The 17,882-nt window shown below is 46.5% G+C and carries 18 protein-coding genes, 1 tRNA gene and 1 pseudogene; 10 read left to right on the top strand and 10 right to left on the bottom strand.

The features are described from left to right. Positions 1–28 precede the first annotated feature (28 nt). From D908_RS17275 to D908_RS17285, 3 genes are all read left to right on the top strand, one after another. Positions 29–352 carry a c-type cytochrome gene (locus D908_RS17275; protein WP_000513619.1) on the top strand — a complete coding sequence of 108 codons (324 nt, stop codon included), beginning with the start codon at positions 29–31 and terminating at the stop codon, positions 350–352. Positions 353–456: 104 nt separating this feature from the next. After that, the gene (glnB, locus tag D908_RS17280) at positions 457–795 is read left to right on the top strand and encodes a nitrogen regulatory protein P-II (protein ID WP_000717796.1); all 339 of its coding nucleotides are present in this window, start codon (positions 457–459) and stop codon (positions 793–795) included. Between the two features lie 77 nt (positions 796–872). After that, entirely contained in the window at positions 873–1,718 is an 846-nt protein-coding gene (locus D908_RS17285) for an endonuclease/exonuclease/phosphatase family protein (protein WP_005522372.1), read from the top strand. Between the two features lie 22 nt (positions 1,719–1,740). On the opposite strand, the gene D908_RS17290 is transcribed toward D908_RS17285, so the two are convergent. Together D908_RS17290 and gloB are read right to left on the bottom strand one after the other, a co-directional pair. After that, the gene (locus D908_RS17290; RefSeq protein WP_005522370.1) at positions 1,741–3,336 is read right to left on the bottom strand and encodes a lytic transglycosylase; all 1,596 of its coding nucleotides are present in this window, start codon (positions 3,334–3,336) and stop codon (positions 1,741–1,743) included. Positions 3,337–3,407: 71 nt separating this feature from the next. Beyond that, a complete protein-coding gene (gloB, locus tag D908_RS17295; protein WP_005522369.1) occupies positions 3,408–4,166 on the bottom strand; it encodes a hydroxyacylglutathione hydrolase in 759 nt (252 codons plus the stop codon). A 37-nt stretch (positions 4,167–4,203) separates the two neighbouring features. Between gloB and D908_RS17300 the strand changes: the two genes are divergently transcribed. After that, entirely contained in the window at positions 4,204–4,941 is a 738-nt protein-coding gene (locus D908_RS17300) for a methyltransferase domain-containing protein (protein WP_000801262.1), read from the top strand. Positions 4,942–4,982: 41 nt separating this feature from the next. On the opposite strand, the gene rnhA is transcribed toward D908_RS17300, so the two are convergent. Further along, positions 4,983–5,453, bottom strand: coding sequence for a ribonuclease HI (gene rnhA, locus D908_RS17305; protein ID WP_001041879.1), 471 nt, complete (start codon positions 5,451–5,453; stop codon positions 4,983–4,985). Positions 5,454–5,509: 56 nt separating this feature from the next. Here rnhA and dnaQ point away from each other — a divergent pair, with 56 nt between their 5' ends. Both dnaQ and D908_RS17315 read left to right on the top strand, forming a co-directional pair. Then, complete coding sequence (gene dnaQ / locus D908_RS17310) at positions 5,510–6,253, top strand: DNA polymerase III subunit epsilon (RefSeq protein ID WP_005522368.1); 744 nt, start codon at positions 5,510–5,512, stop codon at positions 6,251–6,253. A gap of 8 nt (positions 6,254–6,261) precedes the next feature. Further along, positions 6,262–7,518 carry a TIGR03503 family protein gene (locus tag D908_RS17315; protein ID WP_005522366.1) on the top strand — a complete coding sequence of 419 codons (1,257 nt, stop codon included), beginning with the start codon at positions 6,262–6,264 and terminating at the stop codon, positions 7,516–7,518. A gap of 104 nt (positions 7,519–7,622) precedes the next feature. Here the strand turns inward: D908_RS17315 and fadE are convergent, their stop codons facing one another. Beyond that, positions 7,623–10,067, bottom strand: coding sequence for an acyl-CoA dehydrogenase FadE (gene fadE / locus D908_RS17320; protein ID WP_005522364.1), 2,445 nt, complete (start codon positions 10,065–10,067; stop codon positions 7,623–7,625). Positions 10,068–10,393: 326 nt separating this feature from the next. Here fadE and lpcA point away from each other — a divergent pair, with 326 nt between their 5' ends. Both lpcA and D908_RS17330 read left to right on the top strand, forming a co-directional pair. Further along, the gene (lpcA, locus tag D908_RS17325; protein WP_005522361.1) at positions 10,394–10,969 is read left to right on the top strand and encodes a D-sedoheptulose 7-phosphate isomerase; all 576 of its coding nucleotides are present in this window, start codon (positions 10,394–10,396) and stop codon (positions 10,967–10,969) included. Between the two features lie 65 nt (positions 10,970–11,034). Next, positions 11,035–11,880 carry a class II glutamine amidotransferase gene (locus tag D908_RS17330; protein ID WP_005522359.1) on the top strand — a complete coding sequence of 282 codons (846 nt, stop codon included), beginning with the start codon at positions 11,035–11,037 and terminating at the stop codon, positions 11,878–11,880. 98 nt (positions 11,881–11,978) lie between these two features. On the opposite strand, the gene purN is transcribed toward D908_RS17330, so the two are convergent. Both purN and purM read right to left on the bottom strand, forming a co-directional pair. Beyond that, complete coding sequence (gene purN / locus D908_RS17335) at positions 11,979–12,617, bottom strand: phosphoribosylglycinamide formyltransferase (RefSeq protein ID WP_005522356.1); 639 nt, start codon at positions 12,615–12,617, stop codon at positions 11,979–11,981. 2 nt (positions 12,618–12,619) lie between these two features. Next, a complete protein-coding gene (gene purM / locus D908_RS17340; protein WP_000016419.1) occupies positions 12,620–13,660 on the bottom strand; it encodes a phosphoribosylformylglycinamidine cyclo-ligase in 1,041 nt (346 codons plus the stop codon). Between the two features lie 166 nt (positions 13,661–13,826). Here purM and upp point away from each other — a divergent pair, with 166 nt between their 5' ends. After that, entirely contained in the window at positions 13,827–14,453 is a 627-nt protein-coding gene (gene upp / locus D908_RS17345) for a uracil phosphoribosyltransferase (protein WP_000706206.1), read from the top strand. A 107-nt stretch (positions 14,454–14,560) separates the two neighbouring features. Here upp and rluF read toward each other — a convergent pair. The 3 genes and pseudogenes from rluF to D908_RS17360 form a co-directional block, all read right to left on the bottom strand. Continuing rightward, positions 14,561–15,560, bottom strand: a pseudogene (gene rluF, locus D908_RS17350) (23S rRNA pseudouridine(2604) synthase RluF). A gap of 66 nt (positions 15,561–15,626) precedes the next feature. Next, entirely contained in the window at positions 15,627–16,205 is a 579-nt protein-coding gene (smrA, locus tag D908_RS17355; RefSeq protein ID WP_000076081.1) for a DNA endonuclease SmrA, read from the bottom strand. 180 nt (positions 16,206–16,385) lie between these two features. Beyond that, positions 16,386–16,526 (bottom strand): DUF3149 domain-containing protein, encoded by a 141-nt coding sequence (locus D908_RS17360; RefSeq protein ID WP_000348346.1) that lies wholly within the window; start codon positions 16,524–16,526, stop codon positions 16,386–16,388. 229 nt (positions 16,527–16,755) lie between these two features. Here D908_RS17360 and D908_RS17365 point away from each other — a divergent pair. Beyond that, positions 16,756–16,832 (top strand) — tRNA-Pro (locus tag D908_RS17365). A gap of 132 nt (positions 16,833–16,964) precedes the next feature. On the opposite strand, the gene D908_RS17370 is transcribed toward D908_RS17365, so the two are convergent. After that, positions 16,965–17,831, bottom strand: coding sequence for a TraB/GumN family protein (locus tag D908_RS17370; protein ID WP_005522354.1), 867 nt, complete (start codon positions 17,829–17,831; stop codon positions 16,965–16,967). Positions 17,832–17,882 lie beyond the last annotated feature (51 nt).

Raw genomic sequence — 17,882 nt, 5'->3', positions numbered from 1 at the left:
ACCACACATAATCTATAGGGATAATTACATGGGGAAAGCAATGAACAAAGTAGTAATGGCGCTCGTTCTTGGTGGAAGTTTATTGTCAGGTTCGGTACTGGCGGGTGATGTAGCCGCTGGTCAAGCAAAAGCAGCAGTTTGCGCAGCTTGTCACGGTATGGATGGGGTTGCTGTGATCCCGGGTTATCCGAATCTGAAAGGACAGAATGAGCAATACATCATTTCGTCTGTGAAAGCATACAAAAACAAAGAACGTAACGGTGGCCTAGCGGCAGTAATGCAAGCACAGGCGATGATGCTGAGTGATGATGATATTGCTAACTTAGCCGCATACTACTCTAGTTTGAAATAAGCACCTGTTTTGATGAATGCCCAAGCCTTGCTTGGGCTTTTTATTGATTGTTATCGGTTGCTGACAGATAATGCCGTGCACTGACAGCCGTTTAAGGGATGAACATGAAAAAAATCGAAGCCATTATCAAGCCATTTAAACTCGATGATGTCCGTGAGGCTCTGGCCGAGGTTGGGATTACAGGTATGACAGTGTCTGAGGTCAAAGGATTTGGCCGTCAGAAAGGACACACTGAGCTGTACCGCGGTGCTGAGTACATGGTCGATTTCTTGCCTAAAGTTAAGTTAGAAATTGTGGTAACCGATGATGTTGCCGACCGCTGTGTCGATACTATTATTGAAACTGCCCAAACTGGGAAAATCGGCGACGGTAAAATCTTTATCACCAGCGTTGAACGTGTAGTCCGTATTCGTACTGGTGAAGAGGATGAAGATGCTATTTAAGCATCGAGCCTAATTGTAGGTTATATCGTGTCGACAATAAGGAGCTAAGGCTCCTTATTTTGTTTTGAGGGTGCTTGATGAAAAAACGTTACTGGATTCTCCCCATACTGCTTTCAGTTGTTGGTATTTCTGCTTTTTTCTTCATCTTTACCATTCCTAGCCAACCCGAGCTGGTGACGATAGGTCACAATCAGCAAGGCGAGCCTCTGTTGTGTTATCAAAATCCCAAGCCTCAAGTTTTGGATCAGGATGGACAGATCAACCTTCTGGTATGGAATATCTATAAGCAAAATCGCTCTAACTGGCAAGGCGCGCTCGCGCAACTCAGTGCTCCTCAGCAACTTTTGTTGTTGCAAGAGGCGAATATGAACGAGGCGTTTAAAGCGTGGATTAGCCAATATGGTTGGGATGGCACTCAAACACGAGCTTTTGAAGCATTTGGTGAAGCGGCTGGAGTCATCAATCTCGCTAAAGTCATGCCTGCAATGGCGTGTGCTTACACTCAGTTAGAGCCTTGGTTGCGTTTACCTAAATCAGCGATTTATGCACGTTACCGATTAAGCAACCAGCAAGAGTTGGCGGTGGTGAACCTGCATGCGGTGAATTTCACATATGGTACGCAAGAGTATCAAGAGCAGATTGCAGCATTGCTTGATGAACTTCGCTCTTTTGCGGGACCTGTGATTGTTGCTGGTGATTTTAACAGTTGGAGTGAGGCGCGGATGGCTCTACTGAGCGCTGCACTTACGGATATTGGCTTGCAAGCCGTGGTTTTTGAGTCCGATAACCGTACCACGTTTATTAATGGTTTGCCGCTCGATCATGTTTTTTATCGTGGTCTAATCCTTAAAAAAGCAGAAGCGCCTCAATCGGACGCTTCTGATCATAATCCACTGTTAGTCAGTTTTCGATTACCAGACTAATCCTGCTCATTCAGCGCATGACTTATGCGCTGAATTTAGTCACATCGACATACAGTTTGAGCTGCTGACCAGGTTTAAGATGATTGCGGCTGTTCAATGCATTCCACTTGACGATATCAGTGGTTTTTACTTTGAACTTATTAGCAATGCCACTCAATGTATCACCTGAGCGCACCTTATAGGTCACAGTGCGGATCACACCACTAGGTTTGCTGTCTTTCCATACGACGAGCTTTTGCCCTTTACGTAGTGAGTCCTTCGGAGCCATGCCATTCCATTTAGCAAGGGACTGATAAGACACCTTGTATTCTTTCGCGATACTCCAGAGACTTTCCCCAGAGTTGACCACGTGAGTTACTTGGTACTGTCCTCGAGGCACTGACTGAGTTTTAGCAAGACGATTACTCACACTAAGCGCATAAGCTTTCTCATCTTTTACTGACGTAGGAACAAACAGGTAGCTACCCACACGGATCTGATTGCTTGCAATCTGGTTAGCCGCTTTGATCACTTTTGTGGTGGTGTTGTATTTGTCCGCAATCGTACTGAGCGTATCGCCCGATTTGACCTGATAACGAACTACCTTCACACCTTTGCCACGGTTGGTCTCAATCGCTTCATTAAATCGCTCAACCTTATCTACTGGCAGCAGCAGTTGGTGCGGGCCATTCGGCGCAGTAGCCCACTGATTGTAGGCAGGGTTGAAACTTTGCAGCTCTTTCACCGTTAGGCCTGCGTATTGCGCTGCAATCGCCAGATCCAACTGTTCTTTGGGGTCAACCATAGCCAATACTTGGCGGTTCTCTATACTCGGGATCGCGATGCCATACTTTTCTTGGTTGGCAATCACATCCGCCAGTGCCATGAGTTTAGGCACATAACCACTGGTTTCTTTGGGTAAATCCAGTGAGAAGAAATCGATCGGTTTGCCCGCTTTTTTGTTGGCTTTGATCGCCCTTGCAACGCGTCCTTCTCCACTGTTGTAGGCTGCGATGGCGTGGTACCAATCGCCATCAAAATGTTTGCTCAATACAGTGAGATAGTCTAGAGCAGCATCGGTTGCGGCGGAAACATCACGTCGACCGTCATACCAGAAGTTCTGTTTAAGCCCGTATCGTTTACCTGTTGCTGAGACAAATTGCCATAAGCCAGCCGCACTGCCGTGTGAATAGGCAAACGGGTCAAAGGAACTTTCTACAATGGGTAGGAGAACCAACTCCATGGGAAGACCACGCTGTTCCACTTTTTCGGTGATCAGATAGAGAAATGGTTCGGCACGACTTGCGATTGCTTGCAGATGCCCCGGGTTTTTTATAAACCACTCGCGGTAAGTATCAACACTCGGATCCTTTGGTATTCCGAGTCGTAACTGCATAGCAATGCGTTGCCATACATCGTCTTGTTCTTGTGGTGTCAGCGCGACTTCTTCTTCCTCCACGCTCTCTGTCGTTTGGGCAGGGAGAGTGGCCGTTGTTTGTGGTTTACGCTTCTTTTTAACCTTTACAGATTGAGCTGGCGGGTTTACCGCTTGGTCATCTGATGTGGTTGTATCCACAGGTTGGGGGGCTTGACAGCCGACAAGCAGCAATGCCAATACCCAACTGAATTTAACTCGCATGTAACACAGCCCTTATTCTTCATGGCTGCTGATAATACTTTCCACTTTATCTTGGTGACAAGCGACAAAAGTCAAAAATCATTCTTCCATTCGCGCAATGCAGTAAATATTGTGAGCGGATCCAGAGTTGACACTCGGTTAGCGACAGAACGAATCACACTTGGCTCTTGGGTGCGCAAAAAGGGATTTATCCATTTTTCTCGCGCCAGTGTTGAAGGTAAAGTCGGTTGATTCTGGGCGCGTAAACGACTCACTTCTTCTCGATAAATATGCAACTGTTCATTTTCTGGCTCTACAGCCAGCGCAAAAGCGACATTGGAAGCCGTGTATTCGTGCGCGCTATAAATGAGAGTTTCTTCAGGCAAGGTGAGGAGTTTATTAAGTGAAGAGAACATCTGTTGCATCGTGCCTTCAAAAACACGCCCACAACCGGCTGAGAACAACACATCACCACAAAACAGCTTGCCGTCACCTACATAACCTATATGTCCAAGAGTGTGTCCAGGTAAGCCTAAAACCAGAAAACGTTCATCAAACAGTTCGATTTGATCACCATCTTCAACCGGATGGGTGAGTGTTGGAATTGGCTCATGAGCAGGCCCCACAACATGAGTATGTGGAAATTGATGAACGAGTTCAGCAACACCACCAATATGGTCATGATGATGATGAGTAATTAAGATGGCCTTTAAGTTCAAATCATGCTGTTTGATATAGGCGAGAACAGGTTCGGCAGTACCCGGATCAACGACGGCACAATCACGATCGCTATTTTGGATCAGCCAGATGTAATTGTCGTTAAATGCGGGTATGCTTTTGATCTGTAACATGAGTTGTCTCCGGTTACCTTGATGAAGCGGGTGAGCAATGAAACCAGCACGCAGTGATAAAGCGCTTGAAAATCCACACTCATGGTCGCAACTGAAAAATGGCGAATGGGTGAGTGAGTCTATCCAGACCCGTTTAGACGAATGGTGTCCAAAATTATTTGGTTACCACATGTTAAAGCTCGGCGGTCTGAGCTGTGAGCTTGCCAGTTGTACCTGCAATATTCAACACCAAGTGCATCTTGATATTGAAAATCCTCTGCACACGGTGATTGCGGATAAGTATGAACTGCCATTTTTGGAAAAGAGCATTGATGTAGCAATTCTGGCGCATCAGCTCGATTACAGTAACGATCCCCACCGTTTATTACGTGAAGTTGACCGTGTGTTGATTGATGATGGTTATGTAATTGTCACCGGCTTTAATCCGATCAGTTTTATTGGTTTAGCGAGCCTGATGCCTTGGCGCAAAAATAACTTGCCGTGGAGTGGGCGCATGTTTACTCCCAATCGCATCAAAGACTGGCTTGGGGTGCTCAACTACCAAGTGGTTGAGTGTGACCAGTATGCGCTTTTCCCAATGCAAAAATATCGCCCTTTCTGGACTTGGTTAGAAAATGGCATAGGAGAATCTAGCACGGCGTTTGGCAGCCTTTACTTTATTGTGGCGCGGAAGCGAACGTGTCCACTTAAACCCATTCGCTCTAAGTGGCGTTTGAAGCGCAGACTATCGCCTGTTGGGGTTAATTATCGAGTGAATAGCAAACCGCAGTCGTGAGACTGCGGTATGTCTGAGTGAGTCTGGGCTTTAGTGCAGAGCTATTTGGCTTCTGGTTGATAGCCAGTATCGTCTTCGGTTGGGTTTTCAGCGGCTTGACGTGCAAGTTCGTCACACATTTCGTTTTCGCGATGACCCGCGTGGCCTTTAACCCAGCGCCATTCCACTTGATGACGTGCAGTTTCACGATCCAGAGCTTGCCACAGGTCAGCATTTTTGACGGGCTTTTTGTCGGCTGTTTTCCAGCCACGCAGCTTCCAGTTGTGGATCCACTGAGTAATCCCTTGGCGTACGTATTGGCTATCTGTGGTAAGAATTACTCGGCAGGGTTCTTTGAGCGTTTGTAACGCAACCACGGCGGCGAGCATTTCCATCCGGTTGTTGGTGGTGAGGCGATAGCCACGGGCAAGCGTTTTTTCCACCTGTTTATAGCGCATTACCACACCGTAGCCACCAGGCCCAGGATTGCCGAGGCAAGATCCATCAGTGAAAATTTCCACCTGTTTGTTCATGATTTGATACTATTGGGTCACGCAAAGAATTGGCATAGTCTGACATAGATATCCTAATGAATACTAGCAACAATGCAGAATACCAACGCATAGTGGTGCTCGATACCGAAACCACAGGTATGAACCGCGAAGGCGGCCCACATTACGAAGGGCATCGAATTATTGAAATCGGTGCTGTCGAAATCATCAACCGTAAACTCACCGGGCGACATTTCCATGTCTATTTGAAACCGGATCGAGAGATTCAGTTAGAAGCGATTGAAGTTCACGGTATTACCGATGAATTTTTGCGTGATAAACCAGAGTACAAAGATGTTCATGATGAATTTCTAGACTTCATCAAAGGTGCTGAGCTGGTCGCCCACAACGCGCCGTTCGACGTCGGCTTCATGGATTATGAATTTGCCAAACTCGGCGGCTCGGTGGTTAAAACCACAGATTTTTGCAAAGTTACCGATACCTTGGCGATGGCCAAGCGGATATTTCCCGGTAAACGCAATAACTTAGATATCTTATGTGAACGTTACGGGATAGATAACTCACACCGAACGCTCCACGGGGCATTGCTCGATGCGGAGATTCTGGCTGACGTTTATCTGTTGATGACCGGTGGGCAGACTTCACTGCAATTTTCAGCCGCAACGCAAAATAGTGGTGAATTGGACGCAGAATCGTTAAAACGTTCGCGCTCAGAGCGAAAAGCGCTAAAGGTTTTGCACGCTAGCGCCGATGAATTACAAGCACACCAAGATCGTTTGGATTTAGTCGCAAAAAGTGGCAATTGCCTCTGGCGTAATTAGGAGTTGTTATGGTGAGGATTCTCGCGGCGATAGTGGGATGTTTGATTAGCTTGAGTTGCTTAGCGGCGCAGGAGTCGTCCATGTCGCTCCTCGATAACCGCTTTCGAGTTGATCCGACGATCTCGCAAATCACGTTTGTTATTTACCGCGAAAAAGAGTCTCAGCCTGTGGTGTTGGTTCGCCCCGATGGTACCAAATATTATCAATGGCGAAATCCTGACAATGTTCGTTGGTACCAAGAATCGTCGATGGACATCATCTCGATAGACAACCCTATGCCCGGACCTTGGCAGGCGATTGGTAAAGTTACCCCAAAAAACAACATCAAACTTATCTCCAACCTTCAACTCACAACGGATGTCTTTCCCAGCCGTGTTTTTCAGGGGGAAGAGCTTAAATTTACCGCGCGTTTAACTTCGGACGGCAAACCTCTGTTGCTGCGTGATTTTCTCGATCGAGTGAATCTCAAAGTGACGTTTACCAAGTTTGTGGAAAATGAAGATTCTTTGGCGAAAGAAGCGCGCCCAATCCCTGAAGTGCTGGGCGAGTTTGCTGATGATGGTACTTTGCTTGATGAAAAGCCCGGAGACGGTGTTTTCACCGTTTCTTTAAACATGGGGATTGAGCCTGGCAAATATCGAGTACGCATTACCTCTGGCAACGGGGTTTTCTTACGTGCGCAAGAGCAAGAGGTTTTGGTTTATCCAACGCCGATTTCTACTACTTTTATTCAATCTCGAGTCGCTGGAACGCCACATCAGGTAATTTTTACCGGTGAGCAAGGAATGATCCAACCGGGGTCGTTGTTGGCGCATATTCGTCACCGCCATCCTTATCAGGATGACTATCTTGCCGAAGCTCAAGCTGGTAAAGAGTCGCTGACTGCGAAGTTACCCATTCCCTATGATGGCGAATTTGGTAACTATTCATGGGACGGTAAAGTTTGGGCTACCGAATTGGCTTCTCAACGTGAACTCTATTTCCCAATTGGTGATCAGACTTATAGCGTGGTCGATGAGTTAAACATTGCGGAAGTTCGCCGAATTCAGGAAGAGGAAGAGGCGCTGCGTCTTAAACAGGAACAAGAGCAACTGATGATTCAGATGCGTGAAGAGCAGCGCAGCCGCAATATGATGTACATCATCATCGGTAATGTGGTTGTTTTGATTTTGGCGTTGGTGGTGTGGTTTGTATTACGCAAAATCAAGATGAAAAAAGCGGCGCAGCCTGAAATGCAATTGAATATGCCTAAGAAAGGCAAGTGATTATCACCAGTAGTCAGTAGCACCAAAAGCACTAGGCACAAAGTTAAAAAGGGAGACACTTGTCTCCCTTTTTGTTTTTAACAGCGTGAATTGATGCGAATGAGCTAAGCAACTTCCGTTTTACGTTGTGAGCGTTTTTTCGCGGCCAACTCTTGTGGTGCAAAGTCATCCACATTAATGGTGTAGAGACGATGTGCTTCAGCTTCACTCAACAATGCCGCCTCTTGGATGGTGAGTACTTTGGCTTCCAATCCCAGTTTTGCCACTTCGTCGAGCCCTGTGAAGGGGCGACGTTGATTAAGCGCTTTGCACACTTTGTCGAACAGAGGTTCAGCTTGCAAAATCACCGTTAACGCTTGTTCTACTTTACCAGCAGGGTTGTGATCACTAGGCGTTAAGTACTGGTTACGACCAATTCTTGAACGGGTTGCGCTCGGTGTTTGCAGGATTTTTGCGAGTTTGCTGTCTAGCTTATCGCTTGGTGCTTTACGTACTCGGCCAAATGGCATGATGATCAAACGCAGTGCACGGCCAATAAAGCGATTAGGGAAGTTCGCTAAGAATTCATCAATCGCAATTTCGGTTTGACGTAAGCTGTCTTGCAATCCCCAATGTACCAGAGGGAGATCCTCTACCGGACGACCATCGTTTTCAAAGCGTTTCAAGGTCGCAGAGCTTAAGTAAAGCTGGCTGAGAATATCACCTAAACGAGCCGATAAACGCTCTTTACGTTTCAAAGAACCACCAAGGACAGCCATTGAAACATCGGCTAGTAGGGCAAGATTCGCACTGTAACGATTGAGCTGCTGATAGTAACGTTTAGTGGCATCACGAGTCGGAGCTTGAGAGCCGTAACCATCGGTCAAGCCTAACCATAAGCTGCGAACTAGGTTACTTAACACAAAGCCGACGTGACCTGCCAAGGCCATATCGAATTTTTCAACTGCATCAGAATTTGGGCTATAAGCCGCTTCCATCTCTTTAAGCACATAAGGATGGCAGCGAATAGCACCTTGACCAAAGATGATCATCGAACGAGTCAGAATGTTTGCACCTTCCACTGTGATAGCGATCGGAGCACCTTGATAGCCACGAGCCAAGAAGTTAGCGGGGCCTAAACAGATGCCTTTACCGCCGACGATGTCCATTGCATCAATGATCGAACGTTGTCCACGATGGGTGCAGTGATACTTCACAATGGCGGAGATTACCGAAGGTTTTTCACCTAAATCAATACCCGCGACGGTAAGATTGCTTGCAGCATCCATCACATAAGCGTTGCCTGCTAGGCGCGCTAAAGGCTCTTCAATCCCTTCCATCTGACCAATAGGCTGCTTAAATTGGCGACGAATTCGTGTATAAGCACCAGTGGCCAATGCAGCTGATTTAATTCCGCCTGTTGAGTTGGAAGGCAGGGTAATGCCTCGTCCAACGGACAGACATTCCACTAACATACGCCAACCTTGTCCCGCCATTTTCGGACCACCGATGATGAAATCGAGTGGAACAAACAGATCTTTCGCGCGGGTTGGACCATTTTGGAATGGAACGTTCAGAGGGAAATGACGATTGCCAATTTCCACGCCTTTGAGATGAGTCGGGATTAAAGCACAGGTGATGCCGAGATCTTCTTTCTCGCCCAGTAATCCTTCCGGATCACGCAGTTTAAAAGCAAGCCCAAGTACGGTAGCAACAGGCGCGAGTGTAATGTAACGCTTGTTCCACGTCAGGCGCATGCCCAGAACTTCTTTACCTTCCCATTGGCCTTTACACACCACACCGAAATCGGGGATTGAACCTGCATCAGAGCCAGCTTCTGGGCTGGTCAGGGCAAAACAAGGGATTTCTTTACCTTCTGCCAAACGAGGTAGGTAGTAGTTTTTTTGCTCTTCTGTACCGTAGTGTTGTAACAATTCACCGGGGCCCAGTGAGTTAGGCACGCCGACAGTGGAGGAAAGTACACTAGAAACCCCAGTCAGTTTTTGCAGAACAAGCGATTGTGCATACGCAGAGAATTCTAAGCCGCCATATTGCTTTTTGATGATCATGGCGAAGAATTTTTTCTCTTTGAGGAAAGTCCAAATTTCAGGTGGTAGGTCGGCCAACTCGTGAGTGACTTGGTAATCGTTGACCATAGCACACGCTTCATTTACAGGGCCATCAAGGAAGGCTTGCTCTTCCGCACTCAGTTTTGGTGCAGGGATCGTATGCAGTTTTTTCCAGTCTGGTTTGCCTTTAAATAGCTCTGCTTCCCACCACACGGTTCCAGCTTCCAAAGCTTCTTTCTCGGTCTGCGACATCGCTGGCAGTACTTTTTTAAATACAGCCAAAGCCTTACCACTTATCAAAGATTGACGAATGGAAGGGACGCAAAGCACGGCCACAGCAGCAAGATAGAGTGCCCAACTGAAAAATCCGAAAGGACCGAACAGTGATAGGGCTAGCATGGTAAAGGTCAGTGCAGCCAGTGAAGTAAAGAGTGATGTTCTTTGATACAGGCAAGCACCCAGTATCAAGAGCACGATAGAGGTAGAGAGCAAGATTTCCATACAGTTTTATCCTTTTTCAGACCTGCATTCTTCTGTCATCTAATACGAATACGGCGATTCTAAGTTTAGTGGTCTAACCAGTTAAAGTGTAACCAAAGTATTAACGAAATGTAAAACAACATTTTGTGCGAAAGTGATCTGACTAGAGTAATACCTCTAATCTTGTTTTTGAGTGTTATGAATGGAAAGGATTTGCCAACTAGGAGTAAATCTTGTTGTTTGGCTATCGACAGCTCAGCTTGTTTGGGTAAACTCAGGTGGATACTGAATAGAAGTGCCAAGAGCGCTCGGTTCGGATAACAAATAATCAATAAGAGAGATGCCTCATGTACCAGGATTTAATTAGAAGTGAACTGACCGAAGCGGCTGACGTTTTGCAGAAATTCTTGAGCGATGATCGCAATATCGCACAAATTGAAGCGGCGGCTAAGCTGATTGCTGATTCATTCAAGCAAGGTGGAAAAGTGCTTTCTTGTGGTAATGGTGGTTCACACTGTGATGCCATGCACTTTGCTGAGGAATTAACAGGCCGTTACCGTGAAAACCGCCCTGGTTATCCTGGTATTGCGATTTCAGATCCAAGCCACCTGTCTTGTGTAAGTAATGATTTTGGCTACGAGTACGTGTTCTCTCGCTATGTTGAAGCTGTAGGTGCCAAAGGTGATGTGTTGTTTGGTTTGTCTACTTCTGGTAACTCAGGCAACATCCTAAAAGCGATTGATGCGGCGAAAGCAAAAGGCATGAAAACTATCGCTTTGACCGGTAAAGATGGCGGCAAAATGGCAGGTCTAGCGGATGTCGAAATCCGTGTTCCACATTTTGGTTACGCAGATCGTATTCAAGAAGTGCACATCAAGATCATCCATATCATCATTCAATTGATTGAGAAAGAGATGGCCTAAGGTACGCTTGATACGCCCGGCCATTACGGCCGGGCGATTGGTTTAAGTAAGGAGTGGTTTAAACCATGTGTGAATTGCTCGGCATGAGCGCGAATGTTCCAACCGATATCTGTTTTAGTTTCACCGGCTTGATGCAACGTGGCGGAAGAACTGGCCCGCATCGTGATGGCTGGGGGATCGCTTTTTACGAAGGCAAAGGCTTTCGCACATTTAAAGACCCAAATCCCAGTAGCCAGTCTAAAATCGCTGAATTAGTGCAGCAGTACCCAATAAAAAGCTGCGCAGTGATCAGCCATATTCGCCAAGCCAATCGCGGCGGGGTGAGTTTAGAGAATACCCATCCCTTTACCCGTGAGCTTTGGGGGCATTATTGGACCTTTGCGCATAATGGGCAGCTGACTGGCTATCAAGATCTAGCGACCGGACGTCATCGCCCGGTAGGACAAACTGACAGTGAATGGGCGTTTTGTTGGCTACTAAACCAGATGGAACAGAAATACCCAGAAGGGCCGCAAGATTGGTCAGAAATGTTGCGCTATGTCGCGCAGTGCTGTGACTCACTTCGTCCGTTAGGTGTGTTCAATATGCTGCTGTCCAATGGCGAATATGTGATGGCGTATTGCACCAATCATTTGTATTGGATAACCCGTCGAGCGCCATTTGGCCATGCCGCATTACTCGATGAAGATGTCGAAATCAATTTCCAAGAAGAGACGACGCCCAATGATGTGGTGTCGGTGATTGCTACTCAGCCGTTAACGGGGAATGAAACTTGGCAGCGCATGAAGCCGGGTCAATTCGCGTTTTTCCATTTTGGAGAATTGGTCGAAGATAATGCACATTTGTTGGCGGATGTGGATTTTGCACCGGGCCGACCCGGATGTCAGGCTCCAACCCAACCACTCGACTAAGTTATATCCCCAAACTACTTGTAACTCCAAGTAATTTGGGGATAGGCGTGATACAAAAAGAAAGGGTTGAATGATTTCAACCATTTTTCGATTTGCCATTATTCTGTAGCGTAGCCATGCATCCCGAGCGCTTCACCATCAAGATAAGCTTTGCTTTCTTTCATTTCTAAGCGCCCTTCAACGAACCATTTCACGACAAGCGGGTAGATGCGATGCTCTTGATCTTGCACGCGAGCTGTCAGCTCATCGACACTATCTTCTTCGAAAATAGGTACTTTTGCCTGCAGAATCACTGGTCCACCATCCAACTGTTCAGTAACGAAATGTACGCTCGTACCATGTTCTTCATCACCGGCGTGGATAGCACGTTGATAAGTGTTTAGCCCTGGATACTTTGGCAATAACGAAGGGTGGATATTGATCATTCGACCCAGATAATGGCGAACAAATTCACTACTGAGGATGCGCATGTAACCTGCGAGCACCACTAAGTCAGGTGAAAATTTATCCATCTGCTCCATCAATGCAGAATCAAAGGCATCACGAGTTTCGTAAGCTTTGGGATCAATAAAACAGGCGGCTGCGCCAGCCTGTTTTGCGCGTTCTAAACCGTAAGCTGTTGCTTTATTGGAAAACACAGCCGTCACTTTGCCATCTTGAATACTGGTTTCACAAGCATCAATGATCGCTTGCAGGTTGGTTCCGTTTCCCGAAATTAAAACAACAATACTCTTCATGCTTAGTTGATCTCTACCTGTGCTTCGTTGCTATTAGCTGCTGCGATTTCGCCGATCACCCATGCATTTTCGCCTTCCGCTTGGAGTAGAGCGACGGCTGCATCTGCTTGATCTTTTGGCAGAGCAATGATCAAACCTACACCACAGTTGAAAGTACGGTACATTTCGTGAGTGGTCACGTTACCTTTTTCTTGTAGCCATTGGAAAATTACTGGCCATTCCCAGCTCTTACCATCGATCACCGCTTTAGTACCTTCAGGCAGTACGCGTGGAATGTTTTCCCAGAAACCACCACCAGTAATGTGAGAGATTGCGTGAATATCGTGTTCAGCAATCAGCTTTAAGCCTGACTTGATGTAAATCTTGGTCGGTGCGAGTAAGTGCTCACCAATGGTTTTGCCTGCTAAAAGCTCATTCTTATCGGCTTTAGAGACTTCTAAAATCTTACGTACCAGCGAGTAACCGTTGGAGTGAGGGCCGCTAGAGCCAACCGCAATTAGTGCGTCACCCACTTGTACTTTGCTGCCGTCGATGATCTCTTCTTTTTCAACAACGCCAACACAAAAGCCTGCAACGTCGTAGTCTTCACCTTCGTACATTCCTGGCATTTCAGCAGTTTCGCCTCCAATCAGCGCACAACCTGCTTGCAAACAGCCATCGGCAATGCCGGAAATGACTTCGGCTGCGGTATCCACATCCAGCTTGCCAGTCGCGTAATAATCGAGGAAAAACAGCGGCTCAGCGCCTTGAACAATCAGATCGTTAACGCACATAGCGACGAGATCGATACCGATGGTGTCATGTTTTTTCATATCCAGTGCGAGACGCAGTTTGGTACCTACGCCGTCTGTACCAGAGACTAAAACTGGGTGTTTGTATTTGGTTGGCAGCTCACACAGTGCGCCAAAACCACCTAGGCCACCCATAACTTCAGGGCGACGGGTGCGCTTCACTGCGCCTTTAATTCGTTCAACGAGTGCATTACCTGCATCAATATCGACACCTGCATCTTTATAGCTGAGAGATGGATTATTACCGCTCACGGGGAAGTTCCTCGGTCTAGTTGGATATGAAAACGGCGCTATTCTACAGGGCTTAAAACAAAAAGGAAAACGTTTGCGTAAGATTTTTATCCGGTTTTACAGTCGGAAAAGTCGACAAAATAAGTGTATAATCCGCAGGTTTAAATTAATGAAGCCGGAGTTGGACATGAAAATTGTTGAAGTTAAGCACCCTCTTGTAAAACACAAACTTGGCCTGATGCGTGAAGGCGATATCAGCACTAAGCGTTTTCGCGAGCTTGCGACAGAAGTTGGTAGCCTGCTGACTTATGAAGCGACTTCTGACTTTGAAACCGAAAAAGTCACGATCGAAGGCTGGAATGGTCCAGTACAAGTGGATCAGATCAAAGGTAAGAAAGTAACAGTAGTGCCAATCTTGCGTGCGGGTCTTGGCATGATGGATGGTGTACTTGAACACATCCCAAGTGCGCGTATCAGCGTAGTGGGTATTTACCGTGACGAAGAAACTCTTGAACCAGTGCCTTACTTCAATAAGCTGGCTTCTAACATTGAAGAGCGTATTGCCCTAGTGGTTGACCCTATGCTAGCAACTGGTGGTTCAATGATCGCCACTATCGACCTGCTGAAAGAGAAAGGCTGTAACCAGATTAAAGTTCTGGTGCTGGTGGCGGCTCCTGAAGGTATTGCTGCTCTGGAAAAGGCACACCCAGATGTAGAGCTTTACACAGCGGCTATCGATGAGAAGCTGAACGACAAAGGCTACATCGTTCCTGGTCTTGGTGATGCTGGCGACAAGATTTTTGGTACTAAGTAATCCTAACAAGGCTCTGTGATAAGAAAGCGCAACCGAAACATAGGATTTGTATCAATAAAAAGGGAAGCGTATGGCTTCCCTTTTCTGTTCTATGTGGCATGACAAGATTATTTCGACTTTCTTAGGCTCAAGGTGCCGCCAGTGCGTGGGGTTGGACGCGAGGCTGGTTTTGATGCTGTCGAAGAGTTTGATGGAGAGCTCTTTGGATGGCGCTGAGCTTTTTTTGAGTTGGGGGGCATGACGAAACTCTTGCGCATTTTTACCATGATAGGTTTTTGGGTTGCGGCGCGCTTTGGATTCTTTATTGGCTTCACGACTATCAAACAGCTTGGCATCAGTCGCACGCTTAATGCTGTCACCACTTTGTGCGACACGTGATGCTTCTTCCGTACCACTTGAATCCTCACACATGGCCAGAATTTCATTCACTTCTGCTTCGCTTAAATAACGCCATTTACCGTTTGGAATCCCATCTAAAGTGATGTTCATGATTCGCACTCGGCGCAGTTTAAATACCTCATAACCCAAGGCTTCACACATGCGGCGAATTTGGCGATTGAGGCCTTGAGTCAGCACGATGCGAAAAGAATACTGAGTTTCCTGAGTGACTTTACAAGGCAGAGTAACGGTATCGAGGATGTTCACTCCGGATGCCATCTGACGGATAAATTCAGGTGTGATAGGTTTATCAACCCGTACCACATACTCTTTTTCGTGGTTATTACCTGCGCGCAGGATTTTATTCACGATATCGCCATCATTGGTTAGGAAGATCAGTCCGTCAGACGGCTTATCTAAACGACCAATCGGGAAGATACGTTTGTGGTGATCAATAAAGTCGACAATGTTCCCCGGAACATCGCGTTCCGTAGTACAGGTAATGCCTGTTGGCTTGTTTAAAGCAATATAGATAGGGCGTTCTTTGCTGCGTAGCGGCTTGCCATCAATACACACTTCATCTTGTTCTGTGACCTTGCTACCGACTTCAGGCTGTGCGCCATTGAGGGTTACGCGGCCTTGTTCAATCAGTTTGTCAGCCTCACGGCGTGAGCAAAAACCGGTTTCACTGATGAATTTATTAAGGCGTTTTTCAATAGGTTGGGACATACAATCTCCTAACGTTTCACAACGGATGGTTGCACAAAATCCGCGCATTCTAGCAGCTTTGACTGCTTAGCCAAGGCGTTTCTGGTGGCGTTCGCGGTTTTCTGCTTTTTTCTCTGGGCTTTTACGCAGTAATACATAAACGGCACCAGTGCCGCCATGCAGCCGTTGTGCGGAATGGGCACACTGAACTTCACTGATTTGGGTCAGCCAATGGCTCACAAAACTCTTCATTAATGCAGGCGGTGTAGAACGTTCGCCACGACCATGCACAATCAGCATGGTGCGAATATCCATCGCCATGCATTGACGAATAAATTGGATCACTTCACTGCGTGCTTCTTTAAGCGTTTTTCGATGTAAGTCTAAGCGTGCCTGAATGGGGTACTTGCCCAATCTGAGTTTGCGGTAAACGCCGTCCTGTACTCCATCGCGCTTAAATTCGAGGAGATCATCGGGTTTAACCATAGGCGCATGATCAACGGATAGAGCATCGGGATCATGGTCTGCCAAACTTACCGCCGCTTCACGTTTAGCCAATTGGGCTTCGGTGATTTGGTGAGTCTTTTTAAGTTCAACGGTGTCATGAGTAATGGTTTTTACATCGCCCATCATTTGTTGGAACAGTTCGAAATCATCTTGCGACATAACGGCACATCAAAGTTATTTCACATGGACGTGATTATATACTCGTACTTTACCAAGTTGCACCGAGTTGATGGGGAGGGAGAGTCGTGTTGAGTGTGAATGCACAATAAAAAACCGGAGCAGACACGCAGTCGGCTCCGGTGCATAGCGTTTTTCTATCTTTCAATAGAGGCTAGCGATCTAGTGAGGAGATTTGTCGTTCATTACTTTGTAGATGAAGAAACCGCCATAGAACAGCATAAGACCTAAAGCGCCCAAGATGACTATCATTGAAGAGAGTCCAACTGCATTACCAAAAAGAAGATCGAGCCAGAAGTCCATGTTTCCTCCAAAGTGTTGAAGACGAGCTAACGTTAAATTCTGGCTACATTTGCAGCACTGATCTGGATCAATTGTGTTGCATAGGTTACTTATATGTTTCCGATGTTGAGTTGTGAGTCACATTTTTTACGTGCTTTGATGGTCTTTTGAGCGAACGATATAAACCACGAAGAAAGTCTGGCTTAAGGGCTTGCGTTTCCGGAAATGACGAGTAATATACGCAGCGTTCCGGTGAATAGCGCAGTTTGGTAGCGCATCTGGTTTGGGACCAGAGGGTCGGGGGTTCGAATCCCTCTTCACCGACCATATTCAAGGCCTCAGCATTTATGCTGGGGCCTTTTTACTTTCTGCCATTGCCAATTTTGTCTGGAAATTGCCGTTTTAAGGGGTAAAGTCATTGACCCCAAGTTGCTCAGAAAACGTTAACCAGAAAATTCACTAGAAAAATGAGCATTTCGCTTCAGTGTTTTGATTCAGCTGTTTGATGCTAAAGCCCTTTTTCTTGAGTTGGGCTAGTAAGCTCTGTTCACCAACCAAATGCAAAGTTCCAACGACCACCAGATAAGGCTTATCTTGCTCTGGCAAGAAACTGGTTTGGCTTAATTTTTCTGCCCAGTCTTGATTACGTGCAATCAGCATTTTGTGCTCTAATTCGGGCGACATTTCACTCAGCTTTGCCACTTCTAATAGCTTGTCCTGATCGCCATTTTTCCAGCTCTGAATCATGCATTCAGTAAGCTTGGCATTGATTTCCCAATCCTTGATTAAACTCACCAGCAGCTCTTCACCTGAATTAGGTAACCCTGCTAATAGATCAAGCTGAAACTGCAAGGTTTCTAAACCCAGTACTGGAATTTGCTGTTGTTCTGCTTGATGCATGAAATAGAGATCGATACCTCGTTCAGCCTGATAACCTAACTCAGCAAAAAAGCGCATTTGTATTAGTAGACTGGCAGACCAAGGTGGAAGTTGGCGCAATTGTTGACTATTGAGCCCAAGCTGTTGTGCGATGCGATCTAACACAAAAAGTTGTTCATCACTCAATACTTGTTCACTACTGACCATCGAAGAGGCAGGGGCGGCGGCTGAACCTGCACGGATATCCGTTTCAACCACTAGGCCAGCACTGTGTTTCAGAGCTTGTTCAACTTCTTTCGGGAGTGGGTAGAGATCATCTCGCCCTACATGCAATGAACCCATGATTAATAATTGGGTCGTGCCTTTAGTGGCTGACCAGAACAGCGGTTCAGCATGAAGAGTTTGAGTAAACAGCAATAATAAGCTGATAAATATTCGGCATCGCATTGAATGTATGAACTCCACAATGGTTCGACAAAAACGTTACTTTATCAGTGA

It is taken from the genome of Vibrio mimicus CAIM 602 (genome assembly GCF_000338875.1).
Classification (GTDB): domain Bacteria; phylum Pseudomonadota; class Gammaproteobacteria; order Enterobacterales; family Vibrionaceae; genus Vibrio; species Vibrio mimicus.
Note: the sequence above shows the minus strand (reverse complement) of the source record. Positions and strands in the feature narration are given on the sequence as shown.